The sequence below is a fragment of the Sphaerisporangium fuscum genome, from assembly GCF_018531465.1.
Taxonomy (GTDB): Bacteria; Actinomycetota; Actinomycetes; order Streptosporangiales; family Streptosporangiaceae; genus Sphaerisporangium; species Sphaerisporangium fuscum.
Genome location: NZ_JAHDTF010000006.1, coordinates 20,156 through 36,956 on the forward strand (window position 1 = coordinate 20,156; position 16,801 = coordinate 36,956).

The 16,801-nt window shown below is 70.0% G+C and carries 15 protein-coding genes and 1 pseudogene; 7 read left to right on the forward strand and 9 right to left on the reverse strand.

Translation table 11 applies throughout. The features are described 5' to 3' along the window. Window positions 1–44: 44 nt before the first annotated feature. The 5 genes from KIK05_RS09105 to uriT all read right to left on the reverse strand — a co-directional run bounded on the left by KIK05_RS09105 (window position 45) and on the right by uriT (window position 4,902). Window positions 45–386 carry a Rossmann-fold NAD(P)-binding domain-containing protein gene (locus KIK05_RS09105; protein ID WP_214410164.1) on the reverse strand — a complete coding sequence of 114 codons (342 nt, stop codon included), beginning with the start codon at window positions 384–386 and terminating at the stop codon, window positions 45–47. 196 nt (window positions 387–582) lie between these two features. After that, a complete protein-coding gene (locus KIK05_RS09110; protein ID WP_214410165.1) occupies window positions 583–1,374 on the reverse strand; it encodes a MerR family transcriptional regulator in 792 nt (263 codons plus the stop codon). Next, on the reverse strand, window positions 1,358–2,437 hold the full coding sequence (locus tag KIK05_RS09115) for an alpha/beta fold hydrolase (protein ID WP_308249829.1): 1,080 nt from the start codon (window positions 2,435–2,437) through the stop codon (window positions 1,358–1,360). The genes KIK05_RS09110 and KIK05_RS09115 overlap by 17 nt, the downstream gene beginning before the upstream one ends. Window positions 2,438–2,482: 45 nt before the next feature. Continuing rightward, the gene (locus KIK05_RS09120; RefSeq protein ID WP_214410166.1) at window positions 2,483–3,451 is read right to left on the reverse strand and encodes a nucleoside hydrolase; all 969 of its coding nucleotides are present in this window, start codon (window positions 3,449–3,451) and stop codon (window positions 2,483–2,485) included. After that, window positions 3,448–4,902: a uridine transporter UriT gene (uriT, locus tag KIK05_RS09125; RefSeq protein ID WP_214410167.1), complete on the reverse strand. Its 1,455-nt coding sequence runs from the start codon at window positions 4,900–4,902 to the stop codon at window positions 3,448–3,450. Before uriT ends, KIK05_RS09120 begins: the two co-directional genes overlap by 4 nt. A 170-nt stretch (window positions 4,903–5,072) precedes the next feature. On the opposite strand from uriT, the gene KIK05_RS09130 reads away from it, so the two are divergent. Then, window positions 5,073–5,762 (forward strand): GntR family transcriptional regulator, encoded by a 690-nt coding sequence (locus KIK05_RS09130; protein ID WP_214410168.1) that lies wholly within the window; start codon window positions 5,073–5,075, stop codon window positions 5,760–5,762. Window positions 5,763–5,837: 75 nt separating this feature from the next. Here KIK05_RS09130 and KIK05_RS09135 read toward each other — a convergent pair whose 3' ends face one another. After that, window positions 5,838–6,803, reverse strand: a complete 966-nt coding sequence (locus KIK05_RS09135; RefSeq protein ID WP_214410169.1) for a hypothetical protein — start codon at window positions 6,801–6,803, stop codon at window positions 5,838–5,840. 366 nt (window positions 6,804–7,169) lie between these two features. On the opposite strand from KIK05_RS09135, the gene rox reads away from it, so the two are divergent. Continuing rightward, a complete protein-coding gene (gene rox, locus KIK05_RS09140; RefSeq protein WP_214410440.1) occupies window positions 7,170–8,594 on the forward strand; it encodes a rifampin monooxygenase in 1,425 nt (474 codons plus the stop codon). Window positions 8,595–8,673: 79 nt separating this feature from the next. On the opposite strand, the gene KIK05_RS09145 is transcribed toward rox, so the two are convergent. After that, window positions 8,674–10,023, reverse strand: a complete 1,350-nt coding sequence (locus KIK05_RS09145) for a hypothetical protein (protein WP_214410170.1) — start codon at window positions 10,021–10,023, stop codon at window positions 8,674–8,676. A 336-nt stretch (window positions 10,024–10,359) separates the two neighbouring features. Here KIK05_RS09145 and KIK05_RS09150 point away from each other — a divergent pair, with 336 nt between their 5' ends. Together KIK05_RS09150 and KIK05_RS09155 are read left to right on the forward strand one after the other, a co-directional pair. Beyond that, window positions 10,360–11,964, forward strand: coding sequence for an ABC-F family ATP-binding cassette domain-containing protein (locus KIK05_RS09150; RefSeq protein WP_214410171.1), 1,605 nt, complete (start codon window positions 10,360–10,362; stop codon window positions 11,962–11,964). A gap of 79 nt (window positions 11,965–12,043) precedes the next feature. Next, on the forward strand, window positions 12,044–12,373 hold the full coding sequence (locus KIK05_RS09155; protein WP_214410172.1) for a hypothetical protein: 330 nt from the start codon (window positions 12,044–12,046) through the stop codon (window positions 12,371–12,373). 124 nt (window positions 12,374–12,497) lie between these two features. Here the strand turns inward: KIK05_RS09155 and KIK05_RS09160 are convergent. Beyond that, window positions 12,498–12,899, reverse strand: a pseudogene (locus KIK05_RS09160) (DNA polymerase beta superfamily protein); the annotation flags it as partial. A gap of 144 nt (window positions 12,900–13,043) precedes the next feature. On the opposite strand from KIK05_RS09160, the gene KIK05_RS09165 reads away from it, so the two are divergent. Together KIK05_RS09165 and KIK05_RS09170 are read left to right on the forward strand one after the other, a co-directional pair. Further along, entirely contained in the window at window positions 13,044–13,769 is a 726-nt protein-coding gene (locus tag KIK05_RS09165; RefSeq protein ID WP_214410173.1) for a dienelactone hydrolase family protein, read from the forward strand. Window positions 13,770–13,944: 175 nt separating this feature from the next. Next, complete coding sequence (locus KIK05_RS09170; RefSeq protein WP_214410442.1) at window positions 13,945–14,370, forward strand: VOC family protein; 426 nt, start codon at window positions 13,945–13,947, stop codon at window positions 14,368–14,370. 82 nt (window positions 14,371–14,452) lie between these two features. Here the strand turns inward: KIK05_RS09170 and KIK05_RS09175 are convergent, their stop codons facing one another. Beyond that, window positions 14,453–15,061: a TetR/AcrR family transcriptional regulator gene (locus KIK05_RS09175; RefSeq protein ID WP_214410174.1), complete on the reverse strand. Its 609-nt coding sequence runs from the start codon at window positions 15,059–15,061 to the stop codon at window positions 14,453–14,455. Window positions 15,062–15,151: 90 nt separating this feature from the next. On the opposite strand from KIK05_RS09175, the gene KIK05_RS09180 reads away from it, so the two are divergent. Beyond that, window positions 15,152–16,801: an FAD-dependent monooxygenase gene (locus KIK05_RS09180; RefSeq protein ID WP_250562510.1), complete on the forward strand. Its 1,650-nt coding sequence runs from the start codon at window positions 15,152–15,154 to the stop codon at window positions 16,799–16,801.

Here is a 16,801-nt window from a genome sequence, read left to right on the forward strand (position 1 = left end):
GAGACGCTCTGGACCGATCTGCTGTCTTGGTGAATTGTCCAGTGTCAGGCGACTGTCACTCCGCCTTCGGTGGAGTCGGTGGAGCGGCTGAGTTCCCCCCAGGCGTCGAAGTCGTCCTGGACGCGTTGGCGCCCGGCGCTGACCAGGCGTATCGCGTCCGAGCCGAGCAGGATGTGCACGGGAGGCTTCTCCACCTCCAGGAGGGTGAGGATGGCGTCGCCCGCGCGATCGGGGTCACCGATGCCCTGACCCGCGAGGGCCTGGCGGCGAGTCCTGATCGGGTCGAACAGCGCGTCGTGGTCGGCGATGCTGCGTGGTACGCGGGCCAGTGACCTTCCTGCCCAGTCGGTCTTGAACGCGCCGGGAGCCACGGCCGTGACCCGCACGCCGTTTGCTGCCTTCGTAGAACGCCAGGCCGGGGAAGGTGGTGTGCTCGCCCATCGACGTGATGACGAAGATGTGGCCGCCGCGCCGTTCCCGTGTGCCGGGGAGGACCGCTTTCACGGTCGCTACCGGGGAAGGCTTCTGGTTCGCGCTCCGTCCCCGATGCCCGACATCGGCGACATCCTGTCCGTACCGGCGCTACCCGGGACCCACACCCGGTGTAGGGGCCACGCGCTCGAGCTTGGTCCAGCCCGTCCAGCCTCGCTGCTTCAGCAGCTCGATCAGCCGACGCGCCGGCGGCACGGTGTCGAACGCCAGCGCGTCCATCAGCTTGACGAGCGGTGACTCGATGTCGGTGTCGTCGACATAGTCCTCGCCCCGCTCGTCGGCCATACGTGTGATGTAGGCGGCCAGCTCGTCGGCCAGCTCGACCAGCCGCGGGTCGTCGTCGGTCCGGTCGAGAGCCTGGCTCAGGGTGAGGTAGAAGTCGACCAGCCGTGGATCGTCGAGCTGCTCCCGCTTGCGTGCCATCCACTCCGGGACCCGCGCGGGTGAATGCGTGGCCAGCGGGATCCAGCCGTCACGCTCGGCCCGGACGATCCGCTCGTCGACCCCGAGCGCCCGCAGCCGGTCGAGATACTCGACCACCTCCGGGGGCAGTACCAGGCTGTCCCCGGAGGTTAGCCGGGCGATTCGCTCGAGGTGCCGCTGCCGCTCGCTGATCTCCGCCCGCAGCCGCCTGTCGATGTCCGCGACCGCCGCGGCGAACTCCTCCTCACTGGCCCGCAGCAGCTCCCGCACCCGCGCCAGCGGAACCCCGGCCTCGGCGAGGGTCCGGATTCTGATCAGCTCGATCACGGCGCCGGCGTCGTATCTGCGGTAGCCGGAGTGGTCCCGCTCGGGCTCCGGCAGCAGCCCCTTGGCGTGGTAGTGCCGCACCGCGCGCACCGTCACTCCGGCGTACGACGCCAGCTCACCGATGGTCAGCATCGGATCGGTCTCCAGGAGTCGCTCGAGAGGTCGCCCGGCCGGCCGGGCCTTCTGCAGCGAGGATGATCCGGGCGATCTCCGGGGCATGGGTGAAGACCAGCTGATGATCGGCCTCGAGCCAGGTGGTGGCGATGTGGGGTTGCTCGCGGACAAGCCGCTCGACGCCGGCACGCCAGTTCTGGTTGAAACGGGGCGCATGCCCTTCGCCGCTGTCGCCGGCCATCGCGGTCGACATGATCAGGCTGATGGGCCGGTCGATCTTCCTGTACCGGTCGAGGATCTCGGACCGGATCTCATCGATCTCGAGGTTCAGGTCGAGAATCTCCTTGGCGGTGAGCAACACCTGACGCGGGGTGCCCCGCTTGGCCTCCTGCTGCGTCGCCAGATCCTCCCACATGGCGCGGAACTCCGGCAGGACGGCCTCGGTGATGAACGGTTCGGGCACCGGGTTCGCCCCGTCGATGAGAACAAGCTCGGCGACGGTGTCAGGATGCTCCGAGGCGTAGTGCACGGCCAGGTCGGCGCCCAGCGAGTAGCCCACGAGCACGGGCGCCGCTGGCAGGCCGAGGTTTCCCAGCTCGGCCATCACCGCGACGAGATCGCTGAGGAAATCCTCGAAGGAGTACCGGCCGGCGGCGGAGGCGAGGCCATGGCCCCGCAGGTCGAAGGTCACCACGTCGTGGTCGCGCCGCAGCAGCATGGTCAGCTGGCGCAGGTCCGCCTGTGTCGAGTTCAGCCCAGGGCACAGGACCAGCGGTCGCCCCTGGCCGCCGCGGGACACCGGGATCGTGACGCCGTCGTGCTGGATCGTGAAGTGCCGCATCGTCCTGTCGCCTCTCTCCGCCCGCTGTCCAGCATTGTTGTGCTCGTCGTACAGCTCGTCGACCTCAATCGCCTTGGTTTCCGTGGTCATGCCACCATGCTGAGAGCCTGACCCTGCGTCAGGGTCAAGCGGCGTGGCGACATGACGCCCGTACATCCGCGATCGCCGCTTTCCGGACCACGCCTGCCCGCAGGGCTTTGACGGTGAGGAGCCGCCGGGCCTGGTGACGAGTTCGCACACGATCGGATCGCCGGTCGTGTGCGAACGGGTGGTAGGGAGGGTGGCTCAGGCTGGTGCGCCGCCGTCGTGACGAGTGAAGACGTCGAGCAGTAGCTCCGCCAGGAGCTTGGCGTCCGCTCCGAAGGCGACGTCGGCGTTGGGCTGCTGGGCCGCCCCGAGCCGGGTGTCCATCACGGTGCGGCCGACGGTGAGGGAATCGGTGGTCTCGACGGCGACGTGCAGGCTCCGAGTGGTGATGACCTGGGGCTGGACGAGGTAGGCGGTGCAGACCACGTCGTGCACCGGTGCGGCGTCTTCGGCGGACACGACGCCCTGATAGGCGGAGATCCGTCGCGAGATGAACCGGGAGGCGGCGATCCCGGCGGGAGTCCCCGACTTTTCCAGCTGGAGGCAGGTGTCCCTGGTGACCAGCGCCTGGTAGGTGGCGTCGAGCGGCACCAGGGTGGTACGGGTGAACCCCGCGGACAGGACCATGCTCGCGGCCTCGGGGTCGGCCCAGATGTTGAACTCGGCCGACGCGGTCACGTTGGTCACGGCGTGGCCGCCGCCCATCACCACCAGTTCGTCGACCGCTTCCGTCAGGGAAGGATCGATGGCGAGGACGGTGGCGATGTTGCTCAGCGGTCCGACCGGTACCAGGGTGATCTGTTCGGTTGTCGCCCGGAGCGTCTCGACCAGGAACTCGACGGCCCCGGTGTTCTGGCGCGTGCTGCGCGGTGGCGGGATCGGCAGGGCGCTGCCGTGCGGGTCGACGTCGGAGTCCCGCTCGAAGTGCTTGGTGGAGGGGAAGCCGCGCCTCGCGATGGGACGGCTGAGCCCGGCGAAGACCGGGATCCGGGACCTGCCGATCCAGTCGAGTACCCGCAGCGTGTTGTCGGTGGTGTTCTCCAGCGGCACGTTGCCGTTGACGGTGGTGACACCGATCAGGTCGAGTTCCGGATGCAACGCCGCGAACATGATCGCTACTGCGTCGTCGGTCCCGGTGTCGACGTCGAGAATGACCTTTCGGCTCATGAGTACGCCTTCCCTTCCATAGTGGCGGTGAGCAGGCCGTCGCCGGCGGATCGGTGACGGGGGATCTCGGCGGCTGTGGGCCGCGGGATGAGGTACGAGGTGGCGAAGGCGGCGACCGTGATGACCAGGCCGCAGCCGATGGCGGCGGCGTAGCTGCCGGGGGCCGATGACCAGGCCCGGCCGCCGGCGAGCTGGACGACGGGCAGGACGGCGAAGCTCAACCCGGCGCCGAAGTTGAACGCGCCGCAGTTGGCGCCCGGCAGGAATCCCTGGGCGTCTTGCGGCGAGAGCACCACGGCAAGCCCGTTCAGCATGATGTTGGCCATGCCGGCGTAGGCGATACCGAGCAGCACGACCGCGGTGATGAGCAGCGGCAGCGACGTGAGACCGGCGGCGGCCATCAGCGCCAGCGCCACGACGCTGCCCCCGAGGCCGAGACGGAGCACGCGCAGGTAGCCCATGTGGGGGGCCAGCCTTCCCGCGAAAGGACCGACCGCCCAGCCGACGAGCGCGTAGGGGCAGAGGAGCAGCAGAGACGTCGCGTCCGCCGCGAGCCCGAACCCGATCTCGCGGTTCTGAGCGAAGGCGACCACCAGTCCGTTGACCGTGGCGAAGATCCCGGTCAGCGCCAGCGTGGTGGTGAGCAGAAGCGCCCAGGTCGAGCGTTGCCGTAGCCGTGCGGGACTGGCGAGGGCGTGCGGAGTCGCCCGCTCGACGAACCAGAAGACGGTGAACGACACCAGGGCGACCGCACCCAGCACGACGACCAGCACCCAGTTCGCGGCGGCGAGCTTGCTCACCTCGTTGAGCGCGACGAGGACGCACCCGATCGCCACGACGAGCGGGACCACGCCCCGCCAGTCCATCACGGCCTGCTCCGACGGCCGGGACTCGGGTGCCAGCCAAGCGACGAGGACGGTCGCGCCCAGCGCGACGACCGCCATGAGCCAGAAGACCGGCCGGAACCCGGAGTGGGTGGCCAGGAACCCGCCGAGCAGCACGTCGACGCCGGCGATGCCGCCGTTGACGGCGGTGACCACGCCCATGAGGGCGCCGTAGCGGCGGGCGTCGGGAACGGCGGCGCGCAGCATGAGCAGGCAGATCGCGATCACAGAGCCGGAACAGCCCTGGATCACACGCGCCACGTCGAGCACGAAAATGCTGGGCGCGAGGGCGGCGAGGACGGACCCCACCGCGACGAGGGCGAGGGTGACGACGAGTACACGCCGTCTGCCCTTGATGTCGCTCAGGCGCGGTACGAAAACGGCGAAGAGGGCTGCGGAGGTGAAGAACGCGGTCTGCGACAGGCCGACCGCCGCCTCATCGACGCCGAGCTCGGTCGCGATGGAGGGGAGGACCGGGCTGAGCATGCTCGCGTTGAGCTGGAAGGCCACGCATGCGCTCAGCAGCGCGACCATGAGCGCGCCGGTTCTCATTGTTCGGTCATTCATGACGCCTCTACTTCCGGCCGGGGACGCTCTGAACAAGCGAATCTCCCCAAGTGGTGGTATACCGTATGCCTACTGCCTGAAGTTCGCGAACGTCAAGCATTCGCCTGGAATTCGAGGTAGATTGGCATATTGCTGGGATGCGGTATACCAAGAGGTGAGAGGAGGTGGACATGTCGCGTCAGCCCAAGACGCCGCTGGGTCTCGCGCATACGTCGCTGCGCGACCAGGTCCGGCTGGAGATCCGGAACCGCATCGTGAAGGGGCAGCTTCCGCCTGGTAGCAAGATGGTCGAACGCGAGCTCGCAGACGAACTGGGTGTATCTCGAGTCCCCGTGCGCGAGGCCCTGCGGATGCTCGAGTCCGAGGGATTCGTCCATGTCGTGCCGCGACGGGGAGTCGTCGTCAAGCATTTGTCGCAGACCGACGTCCAAGAGCTCTTCGACGTACGCGAAGCGCTAGAGGCGTTCACCGCCCGCCGCGCCGCCGAGCACGCGAGCAAGGCCGACATACGGCGACTCAAACGGCATCTCGACAAGGCGAGCCGGGCCGCGGCGGCGGGCAACGTCGACGACTTCGGTGACGCCAACATGGCCTTTCACGAGGAGATCACGGCCATCGCCGGCAACAACCTCCTCGGCACCATCCTGGAACCCCTGCACGGTCGTCTGGACTGGCTGTTCCGCCAGACCGACGACCCTGAACGGCTGTGCACCGAACACAATCGGTTGTACGAGGCGATCGCCTCTGGCGATCCGGCGGCGGCCGCCGCCATCGCCGTCGAGCACGTGACCAGTAGCCGGAAGACCGCACTGCGCATCTTGTTCGGCACCTCGCCGACCGCCACCGGCGGCCCTGCCTGAACGCGGCCCGAGCCGATACGGCCAAGGGCACGGGCTTCGAGGAACAGCCAACGACGAAGAGCCGGCAGCCGCGGATCAGACGGCGGTACCGGGAGGGGACTTCAGCAGCGGCGCGGCCTCATCGAGGTAGCCGCCACGGCGCTGCCGCAGCGCGTTGGCCGCCATGCGGACGAGGTCGATGTTGACTCCGGCGGCGCCACTGGGGTCGTGCACCGTCAACTTCACATCCAGGGACACCGTGGTCTCGCCCCAGGCCTGTGCCTCGATGTTGATGTGCGCCACCTTGTGCGACTTCAGGTGCGGAAGGTATCCCAGCGGAGCGACCTGCACCCGGCCGGGCGCTTCGCTCTCGGAGGCGAGGGCGTTGAGCTTGGACCGCATCTTGGTGTCGCCGTTCTCGACCAGGTTACGGAAGTCCTCGGTTCCTCCCAGGTTGACCTGATAGGAGCTGGTGAGGGAGAGCCCGCGTTCCTCCAGCAGCCGCAGCAGGGCGTGATGCACGGCCGAGGTGCCGAACTGGCTGGTCAGGTCGTCGCCCAGCAGTGGCAGTCCGGCCCTGGCATAGCGGTCCAGCAACTGCGGATCGCGGGCCACCGGGTCGGCGGTGGTGTTGATGAACGCCGCTCCCGCCCGCAACGCCGCTTCCGCGTAGGCGTGCGCTGTCTCCGGCCGGCCACTGGGAGCGGCATAAAGCACGACCTCCGCTCCGGCGAGTTCCCCGGCCACCCGGTCCACTTCGGTGGCGTCGGCGGTGTCGGTGATGCCCCGGCGCACCGTGACGCCGGAGAGCGGCAGCTCGCCGGTGATCCGCGGATAGTTGTTGGGCGGCAAGAAGATCACCTCGGACAGGTCCCGCCCGATCTTCTCCGGCGAGGTGGCGAACGCCGCCACGAAGTCGACATCGCCCACGCCCAGCCCCTCCAGCACCGGCCGGCGGATCCCGGTCACACTCCCCGAGGCCCGGTACAGCGCTATTCCTTGCACCAGCGCGGACACGTTGTTACCGACACCGACCACCGCGACCTTCACCCGTTCGACCATGAACGCAAGGCTACGGCCGCCCCTCCCACGGCCCCGTTCGGGGTCGTGATCAGGTGGTTGGGAAAGGAGTGGACGGGACGATGCTCGGGCTTGTAGCTTGCAGGTGACCGTGACGCCGGAGGAGGAGGTGAGCCCCATGAACGCTGTAGCGATGTGGGTGCTCCCCATTCCCGTCACGGCCGGGCGATCGACGTAGGTGTCGCCGGGAGCGCCTCGCCAACAAGGCACTCCCGAAAGGCAACACCTATGAGCTCTCTGCAGTTCCCCGCCGAGCCGTCGCCGAACGACACGGTCGAGCGCGACTTCACCGGGGGCGACGTCCCCGGACTCCGGTCGCCGGCATCCGGCGCCGATCGCGCGCCCCTCATGTTCGACGTGATCATTGCCGGGTGCGGGCCGACCGGCGCGATGCTGGCCGCCGAACTGCGGCTGCACGACGTGCGGGTACTCGTTCTGGAGAAGGAAACCGAGCCCAAGTCGTCTGTCCGCATAGTCGGTCTGCATGTTCGCAGTCTCGAGCTGATGGCGATGCGCGGACTGCTGGAGCGCATTCTCCCGCATGGAAGACAGCGTCCGGCCGGCGGTTTCTTCGCCGCCATCCCCAAACCCGCGCCCAAGGGCCTGGATTCCGCGCACGCCTACCTGCTGGGCATCCCGCAGCCGGTCATCGAACATCTGCTGGAAGAACATGCGATCGAACTGGGTGCGCAGGTCCGGCGCGGTTGCGCGGTCACCGGTTTCGAGCAGGACGATGAGGGCGTGACCGTCGAGCTGGCCGACGGGGAACGGCTGCGTTCGCGCTACCTCGTCGGTTGTGACGGCGGGCGCAGTACGGTGCGCAAACTGCTCGGCGTCGGCTTCCCCGGCGAGCCCTCACGGACCGAGACGCTGATGGGCGAGATGGAAGTGGGCGTGCCGCAGGAGGAGATCGCCGCCAAGGTGACCGGAATCCGCGAGACCCATCAGCGATTCTGGCTCCGGCCCTTCGGTGAAAGGATCTATAGCGTCCTGGTCCCCGCTGGGGGAGTCAGCGACCGCGCGGAGCCGCCCACCCTCGAGGATTTCAAACGGCAGTTGCGCGCCATCGCCGGAACCGATTTCGGCGTGCACTCCCCGCGCTGGATGTCCCGGTTCGGGGATGCCACCCGGCTGGCCGAACGTTATCGGGTCGGGCGGGTGCTGCTGGCCGGCGACGCGGCACACATCCATCCGCCGATCGGCGGACAGGGCCTCAACCTGGGCGTTCAGGACGCGTTCAACCTCGGCTGGAAACTGGCCGCACAGATCCGCGGCTGGGCGCCGGAAACGCTGCTGGACACCTACCAGGCCGAACGTCATCCGGTCGCCGAGGAGGTGCTGGACAACACCCGCGCCCAGACGGAACTGCTGTCCACCGAACCGGGCCCGCAGGCCGTGCGCAGGCTGCTCACCGAACTGATGGACTTCGACGAGGTGAACCGCCATCTGATCGAGAAGATCACCGGGATCGGCATCCGCTACGACTTCGGCGAAGGCCCCGACCTGCTCGGGCGCCGCCTGCGGGACATCGACGTGAAACAGGGCCACCTCTACGGTCTGCTGCACCGCGGACGCGGCCTGCTGCTGGACCGCACCGAACGCCTGACCGTCGGCGGCTGGTCAGACCGGGTCGATCACCTGGCGGATCCCACTGCCGTACTGGACGTTCCGTGCGTCCTGCTACGCCCCGACGGCCACGTGGCCTGGATCGGCGACGATCAGCGGGACCTGGACGACCACCTCTCCCGCTGGTTCGGCAAGCCCGCCGCCTGACTTCGCCTGAGCAACCGGACCACGCTCTCGCCAGCCTCCCAGAGCAGCGCTCTTGCGTTGCCGGCCGGCGGAGGGCTGCTCACGGCTTGAGCCGCCACAATGCGGGCCTGGTTTCTTCGGCCGACCGCTTGGAGCCGATGCCGCCGAGGGCGTAGATCTCACCGCCCGGCGAGCCGGCCAAATCTCTGATCACCGGCACCCCCTTGTCGACGGGCGCCTGCTCGCGTGTCCAGCGCCCGTCCGACAGATGCCACAACATGCCGAGCTCCGTGGCCGCCCACAGCCCGCCCCGTCCGTCGGACACCGCGTCGACGAACGGATCGGGCTGATCGTCGTCGGTCGGGCCCCACCAGCAGCTCCACCGGCCGGCGACGTTGCGCATCACCAGCCTCCTGGAGACCGGGATGTCCTCCTCGTCGACGGGCTCGTGCTCGCCCCAGCTGAACGTGCCCGCGACCCAGAACTCCTCCGGCCCGGTCCGCGCCACACCCGCGATTTCCGTCAAGGGTTTGTCCGGGTGGATGGCCTTGGTGCCCGGAGGCAGGGTCATCCCTTCAGGCAAGGGGACGGCCTGCCAGCCTTGGTCCGTCCATCTCGACAGCTGGATCTGTGCCTCGTCCTCGTCGTCCGGGTCGGGAGGGGCGATCACCCACGGCTCTTCGGTGGTGCCCGCCACCTGGTAGCTGTAGGAGTGCAGGGGCGCGGTCTGCCATGCCTTACCGCTCCAGCGCATCGCGCGATCGCCGAGCAGCACCCAGGCCCCCTGCGCCGCCAGTTCTTCGCCGCTGGCGGGCCGCACCCCCAGGTCCACCCGCTCACTCCGCCACGCGCGGCCGTCCCAGGTGGACACGACGTAGGTCGCCGGCGGGTCGTCGGGAGACATGGGCGGCGCGCTCTCGACGATGATCCAGGCCCTGTCAGCCGATGCGGCTCCCAGCCTGACCTGGGGGTCCTTGCCGAGCGGGAGCGCGGGGAGCTTCTGCCAGGCCGAACCGGTCCACCGCACCGGCTCCTGGGTGCGGCCGGTCTCGTGAAGAGCCCAGAGCGCGCCGTCCGGCGTGACCGTCGCCTGGCCGAGCTCGCCCTCCTCCGCCGTCGCCGAGGCCAGTTCCCAGTTCGAGCGGGGCAGGGTGATGGGGCGTAGCTGGTCGACGTTCCTGCCAGGTGATGGGCAGGTGCCGGTACCGCGCTTCATCGGCGGTCCCAGCCGGTCGGTCAGCACCTCCAGTTTCAGGGACGCGATGCCTGTCGCAGACGGGGCGGGGGTGGCCGGGGACGCCGGTGGCGTGGCCTTGCCCGTCGCGCACGCCGCGAGCAAGAAGACACCGGCTAACGGGGCCAACCGCCGCACGACGGTGAGCGGCCGCGCCGCCTGGTCGGGATCCTCTGGCGGCAGGTCGAACAACACGGCGCACGCCTCCTGAGACATGCCGTCAAGATAGCCTTGACGATCAGCGCCGGCCAGCGGATCCCACGTTCTCCCGCGCCATCGCAGCCGGAGCGCTGAACCGCTGGGGCTGCTGGGCAGTCTCGCCGCCGACTCATAGGTCACCTGCGACCACTCGTGGACGAACGCGACGGAATCCCGGTGCGAAGGCGGTTTCGCGGCTCGTCGCACGGTTCTTGACGGCGCCCGGACGAGACCGGAGAGGTGCGGCGTGCGGGGTGTCGTAGCATGGGCCCATGTCCACGCCCCGAGTTTCCTAGCTGAGGACCCGCTTCCACGCCAGAAGTGTGTCCTCTAGCTTTCTCGGAGCGTAACATCATGATTTCCGTTCGCGATGTCGCGTTGCGCGCGGGTGCCCGCCTGCTGCTCTCGGACGTCTCCTTCACCGTGTCCCCCGGCGACCGGATCGGCCTGGTCGGCCGCAACGGCGCGGGCAAGACCACCTTGCTGACCGCCCTGGCCGGGCACACCGTGCCGGCCGCCGGGACGATCACCCGGACCGGGACGGTGGGGTTCCTCGCCCAGGATTCCCGCGTGGCCGACCTCGCCGTGACCGTCACGGACCGGATCCTGTCCGCCCGCGGCCTGGACAAGGCTCTGCACCGGTTGCGCGCGGCCGAGGCCGCGATGGCCGAGGCCGCCGGGTCCGCCGCCCTGGAGCAGGCGATGAACGCCTACGCCCGCGCCGAAGCGGCGTTCCAGGCCGGTGGCGGGTACACGGCCGAGGCCGAGGCCGCCCGGGTCTCGGCCGGACTCGGGCTGCCCGACCGAGTGCTGACCCAACCGGTCGGCACCCTCTCCGGCGGGCAGCGACGCCGGGTCGAGCTGGCACGGATCCTGTTCGCCGACCACGGCGGCACGCTGCTGCTGGACGAGCCGACCAACCACCTGGACGCCGACTCGATCGCCTGGCTGCGCACATTCCTTCAAGGCCATCAGGGCGGCCTGGTGCTGATCAGCCACGACACCGGGCTGCTCTCCAAGGTCGTCAACCGGGTCTTCCATCTGGACCCCACCCGCGCGGCGATCGACATCCACAACACCGGCTGGGACACCTACCTGACCCAGCGCGAGGCGGACCGCCGGCGGCGGGAGCGGGAGCGGGCGAACGCCGAGCGCAAGGCCGCCGCGCTGCACGCGCAGGCGGACAAGATGAAGGCCCGCTCGGCCACCGCCGTCATGGCCCGCAGCATGGCCCGGCGGGCGGACCGCATGCTGGCGGAACTGGAACCGGCCCGCCGGACGGAGAAGGTGGCCAAGATCCGGCTGCCCGAACCGGCCCCGTGCGGGCGGATGCCGCTGGGTGCGGTCAGCCTGGCCAAGTCCTATGACGGCCACCAAGTCCTCGACGGGGTCGACCTGGCCGTGGACCGGGGGAGCCGGCTGGTCGTCCTCGGTCTCAACGGCGCCGGCAAGACCACTCTTCTGCGCATCCTCGCCGGCGAGGAACCGCCGGATGCCGGGCGTGTGGTGCACGGGCACGGGCTGCGTCTGGGCTACTTCGCCCAGGAACACGACACCCTGCGCGCCGATCGTACGGTCCGGCAGAACCTGACGGACGCCGCCCCGCATCTGACCGACGGCGAAGCCCGGCAGGTGCTGGGCGCGTTCCTGTTCAGCGGCGACGACGTGAACAAGCCCGCCAGGGTGCTTTCCGGTGGGGAGAAGACCCGCCTGGCCCTGGCCGGGCTGGTGCACTCGGGAGCGAACGTGTTGCTGCTGGACGAGCCGACGAACAACCTCGACCCCGCCTCCCGGGACGAGGTTCTGGCCGCCGTCGGCTCCTACCCTGGGGCGATCGTGATGGTCACCCACGACGAGGGCGTGATCGACGCCCTGCGTCCCGACCGCGTCCTGCTCCTGCCCGACGCGGACGAGGACCTGTGGAGCGAGGACTACCGCGACCTGGTCGCCCTCGCCTGACCCGCCGCCGGGCGGTGACGGAGGATGGCCTCCAGGCCCCGGGAGGAGGCTCGCGGCGCCACGAGGTGGAGGGGAATCGATGCGCAGGGGACCAACGGCGGGCACGGCGAGATCCCTCGGCACGGCCTTGACGGCGACGGCCCTCACCGCCGTGCTCGCGGCGAGCGGTTGCGCGTCCGGGCGTCCCGACCCGCTCGCCGTACGGGTCAACCCTTTGCCGCCCGGCGTCCGCGCGCCCGGAGCCGCCGTCTTCCTCGCCCGGGTGCCCGACGAGCGGCGCTCCGACCTGCTCGGCCTGATCAGGGTCGGCGGGTTCGGCGACGCGCTCGCGAACGGCACACTGGTCGTCGCCCTGCGCCCGGCTCGGGCACGTCCCCGGCTCCGGGCCCTCGGGATGAGATCGTCCTGACCCGTCTCGACGGAGCGGGCGCCCCCTCGTCCTCTTTCGCGGCGCCATCCTCGCGAGCGTCTCCACCGGATGACCCGCGGGCGTACCCGTCGCCGGCCCGCCGCCGTCCCTGGATTCTCCTGAATCAAGCCGTCCAGGCGCTTCGGTAGGCGTTGACGAGCCATCGGTTGACCCGGTCCATGTCCGGCTCCTCCGGGAGATCGCAGGTGGGGATCAGCTGCTCCAGGCGGGCCTCCAGGCCGGCGGCGATGCCGAGGACTTCGTCCCGGCTGTGCTTGCCCTGCCGGACGTCGACGATGAGGGACCGCCACGGTACGGGCATGGGCAGGGTGATCCGCCCGGTTTCGAGGAGCTCGACGCCTTGGACGCCGAGGCGGATCATGTGCCCGGCGTACTTGGTGTCGTACCCGTACTGGGCTATGAGCTCGGGCCGGTTGGTGCGTTTGCCGTCCGGGTGCTCGACCATGCGGTCCCGCTGGGCGCGCAGGTAGCCGAGGAAACGGTGGCCGGCCTGCCGGGACAGGACGAGGCCGGGGTCCGCGCGGAGCCGAGGTCAGGGGGCGGCGATGTCTACGCAGCACACGAATCCGGCGTTTCCTCCATAGCTCGCTCGTCCGCCGGCGGTGAACACCGGCCCGGCCGAGATCGGCGATCGCTACAGTCCGGTCTCATGTCGACGGTTACAACACGCACGGTCGAGTATCCGGCCGACGGCCTGACGATGATCGGGCATCTCGCGCTCCCGGCCGGTGTCGACCGCCGGCCCGCGGTCCTGGTCGGGCCCGAGGGGATGGGGCTCAGCGACGTCGAGCGCCGCCGGGCCGATGCGCTCGCCGAGCTGGGATACGTCGCGCTGGCCTTCGACCTCCACGGCGGGCGCTATTTGGCCGACCCCGAGGAGATGCTGGCCCGTTGCATGCCGCTGCTCGCCGACCCTGACCGGATGCGGGGCATCGGCGACGCGGCGCTCGACGTGTTGCGCGCCGAACCGCGGACCGACCCCGGCCGGATCGCCGCCATCGGCTACGGCACGGGGGGCGCAGTCGCGCTGGAACTCGGGCGCGACGGGGTCGACCTGCGCGCGATCGGGACAGTCAACGCACTGACCACGGGCCGACCGGGCGAGGCGGCGCGCATTCGCTGCCCGGTGTGGGCGGGGGTCGGTTCGGAAGACCCGATCATGCCGTCCGCGCAACGGGAGGCGTTCACCGCCGAGATGCAGGCCGCGGGCGTCGACTGGCGCCTCGTGGTCTACGGCGGCGCCTTGCACGCCTTCCACCACCCGCCGGTCGACCACACCGTGGTCCCCGGCGTCGGCCACCACCCGCGGCACGCGCGGCGAGCCTGGCGCGACATCGTCGACCTGCTCGCCGAGTGCCTGCCCGTGACGGAGTGAGCCGGTCGGCAACGGCGATTGCGGGCCCGCGCGTGACGGGCACTGCCGCGTCGAGACGTTCTCGAAGAAGTTGTCGCGGATGATGTCGAGAACGGCCTGGCAGCTCCGTCCCAGGGGTGAATGCGGCCGGCCTCGGCCCTGACGAACCAAGGAGACCAGCATGACGATCCAGCGGATGGACAACGTCCTCATCGTTGTCGACGACCTTGACGCTGTCATTTCGTTCTTCGTCGAACTCGGTATGGAGCTGGAGGGCAAGGCGCCGGTCGAGGGGCGTTGGGTGGAGCGTGTCATCGGGATCGACGACGTCCGGCAGGACATCGCAATGCTGCGGACCCCGGACGGCCACGGCCGGATCGAGCTGGCGATGTTCCACACGCCGAAGGCGATCAGCGCCGAGCCGAAGGACGCACCGGCGAACACGCTCGGCATCCGTCGCATCATGTTCACCGTCGACGACATCGACGACGTCGTCGCCCGCCTGCGCGCTCACGGCGCCGAACTCGTCGGCGAGGTGGCGCGGTACGAGGACAGCTATCGGCTCTGCTACGTCCGCGGCCCTGAGGGCATCATCGTCGGACTGGCCGAACAGCTCGGCTGAATGCCGCCGAAGCGACCGTGCGCCGAAGCACCATCGAGGCGGCCGCAGGTGGGACACTCCCATACTCGAGTGCGTCGTCCCGTCAGGCCGGTGGGGCCGCCGCGCCGTCGAGGACCAGGTCGATGATCTGCCGGCTGGCCTGTTCCGGGTCGAGTTGGTCGGTGCTGCCCGATGCCATGCGGGCGAGCAAGGGGGAGACGAGGAGTTCGGAGATCAGGTCGGGGTCGATGTCCGGGCGGATCTCTCCTCGTTCCACGCCGCGTCGTAGGACGTGGTTCATGGCTTCCCGCCGGGGGGCGACGATCTCCTCGAAGTAGCGCCTGTGCAGTCGGGGGAAGGTCACAGCCTCGGCGTTGAGGGCTCGCAGCATGCTGCTGGCCCGCTTGTCGACGACGCGCTCGGCCAGGGCCCGCAGGAGGACGGCCAGGTCGTCGCGAGTGCCGGCGCCGGTCGGCGAGGGCCGCGGCTTGTTGATCGTCTCCAGCACGTCGAGGTAGAGCTCGTCCTTGGTCCTCCAGCGGCGGTAGACGCTGTTGCGGGAGACTCCGGCCTGCTTGGCGATGGTCACCAGTGACAGGCCGGTGAGGGTGGCGCCGGCGGCGACCATGTCGAGGACCGCGTCGATGATGGCCGCGTCGGCGGCGGGGTCGCGCTGCCGCCCGCCGCGACGGCCCGGGACTTCCTCGTTCACGCCAGTAACGATACAGGGCTGTTTCGTTTGGTCCATTGCGTCAGGTAATAATGGAACAGACCTGTTCTGATTCGTTTGATGGAGGTCCTCATGTCCGATCTCGCCCCTGCAACCGTCACGGCAGGTGGCAGGACCGCTTCGGCGGCTGCCGATCCGCCGCCCGAACGCGTTCCCGTTCTGATCGTGGGCGGCAGCATCGTGGGGGCCTCGGCCGCACTGTTCCTCGCCGCCCGCGGCATCACTCCCGTCCTGGTCGAGAAGCACCCGGCGGTCTCGACCAGGCTGCGCGCCAAGCTGTTCTATCCACGCACAATGGAGGCGTACCGCTCTGTCGGAGCCGACCGGGACGTCTACGCCGTCCAGCACCGTCTCCCGCCCGCCGATCACGCCGCGGTGGTCGCCTCGCTTGCCGGCCCGGAGCTGCGGCGCTGGCGGTTACCGGCCGCGCAGGACTTCAGCAGCGTCTCGCCGTGCCCCAGCGCCTTCGTCAGGCAGGCCGACCTGGAGAAGGTCGTCCGCGCGCACGCACACGCCGCCGGTGCCGACCTGCGGTTCGGCCACCGGCTCGTCGAACTGCGCCGGCACGACGACCAGGTCGTGGCGGGGATCCGCGGCAGCGACGGCAGTGCGTACACCGTGGCGGCCGACTATCTGCTGGCCGCGGACGGAAACGGCAGCGCCGTCCGCGAGAGCCTGGGCATCGGCCGCAGCGGCACCGAGGTCATCGCCCACGTCATGGAGATCGGCTTCGAAGCCGACATGCGCGAGATGCTCGACGGCCGCCGGCTCGCCCTGGCCTTCACCGGCCCGCCCGAGAACGCGTACCTGTCCTGGAACACCGCGCAGGACCACGGGACGGTGTCGGTGACCTACGATCCCGCACTCACCGATCCGGCAGCGTTCGATGTCCAGCGGTGCCGTGGGATCGTCTCACGCGCGCTCGGGCTGCCTCCATCTCGTTTCACGCTCACCGGACGCCGCCCCTGGCAGATGGGCGGCTGGGTGGCCGACTCCTACCGGTCCGGCCGGGTCTTCCTGCTCGGCGACGCGGTGCACGTCACCCCGCCGGCCGGCGGCTTCGGCGCCAACGCCGGCATCCAGGACGCCTGGAACCTCACTACCAAACTGGTCTCGGTCCTGCGCGGCCACGCCGACCCGCGGCTACTGGAGGACTACGAGCCCGAGCGCCGCGCGGTGGGCCGGATCACGGTGGAGCAGGCGCTGCTGCGCGCCCGCGACCGCACCCGGGTCCCGATCGAGGACCGTCCGCTGCTCAGCGAGGCGGCGGTGGCCATCGGCTACCGTTACCCCGTGCCCGGTGACGATCCGGCCGCCGCCGATGCACCGTTGGCCGAGGAACCGGACCGCTGGCGTGGCGAGCCGGGCACCCGGCTGCCGCATCTGCCCCTCAGCGACCCTGACGGGCCCGGCTCCACGCTCGACCTGGTCCGCGATGGCCGCTACCTGCTTCTCGCCGGACCCGAAGGACGCCCCTGGATACAAGCCGCGCGCTGGCTGGACCCGCACGGCACCTTCCTCGACGCGACGCTCCTGCCCGGCCAGATCGCCGCGGCAGCGACACGACCCGCGGACGCCTGCGGCATCGGCGACCACGGCGCCCTGCTGGTCCGTCCCGACCACGTGATCGCCTGGCGCGCTCCCCACGCCGCCCCCGACACCCTCACCGCCCTCGCCCCCGCCGTACGACGGGCACTGGGAGCCGACAGCCCAGTCGGTTGA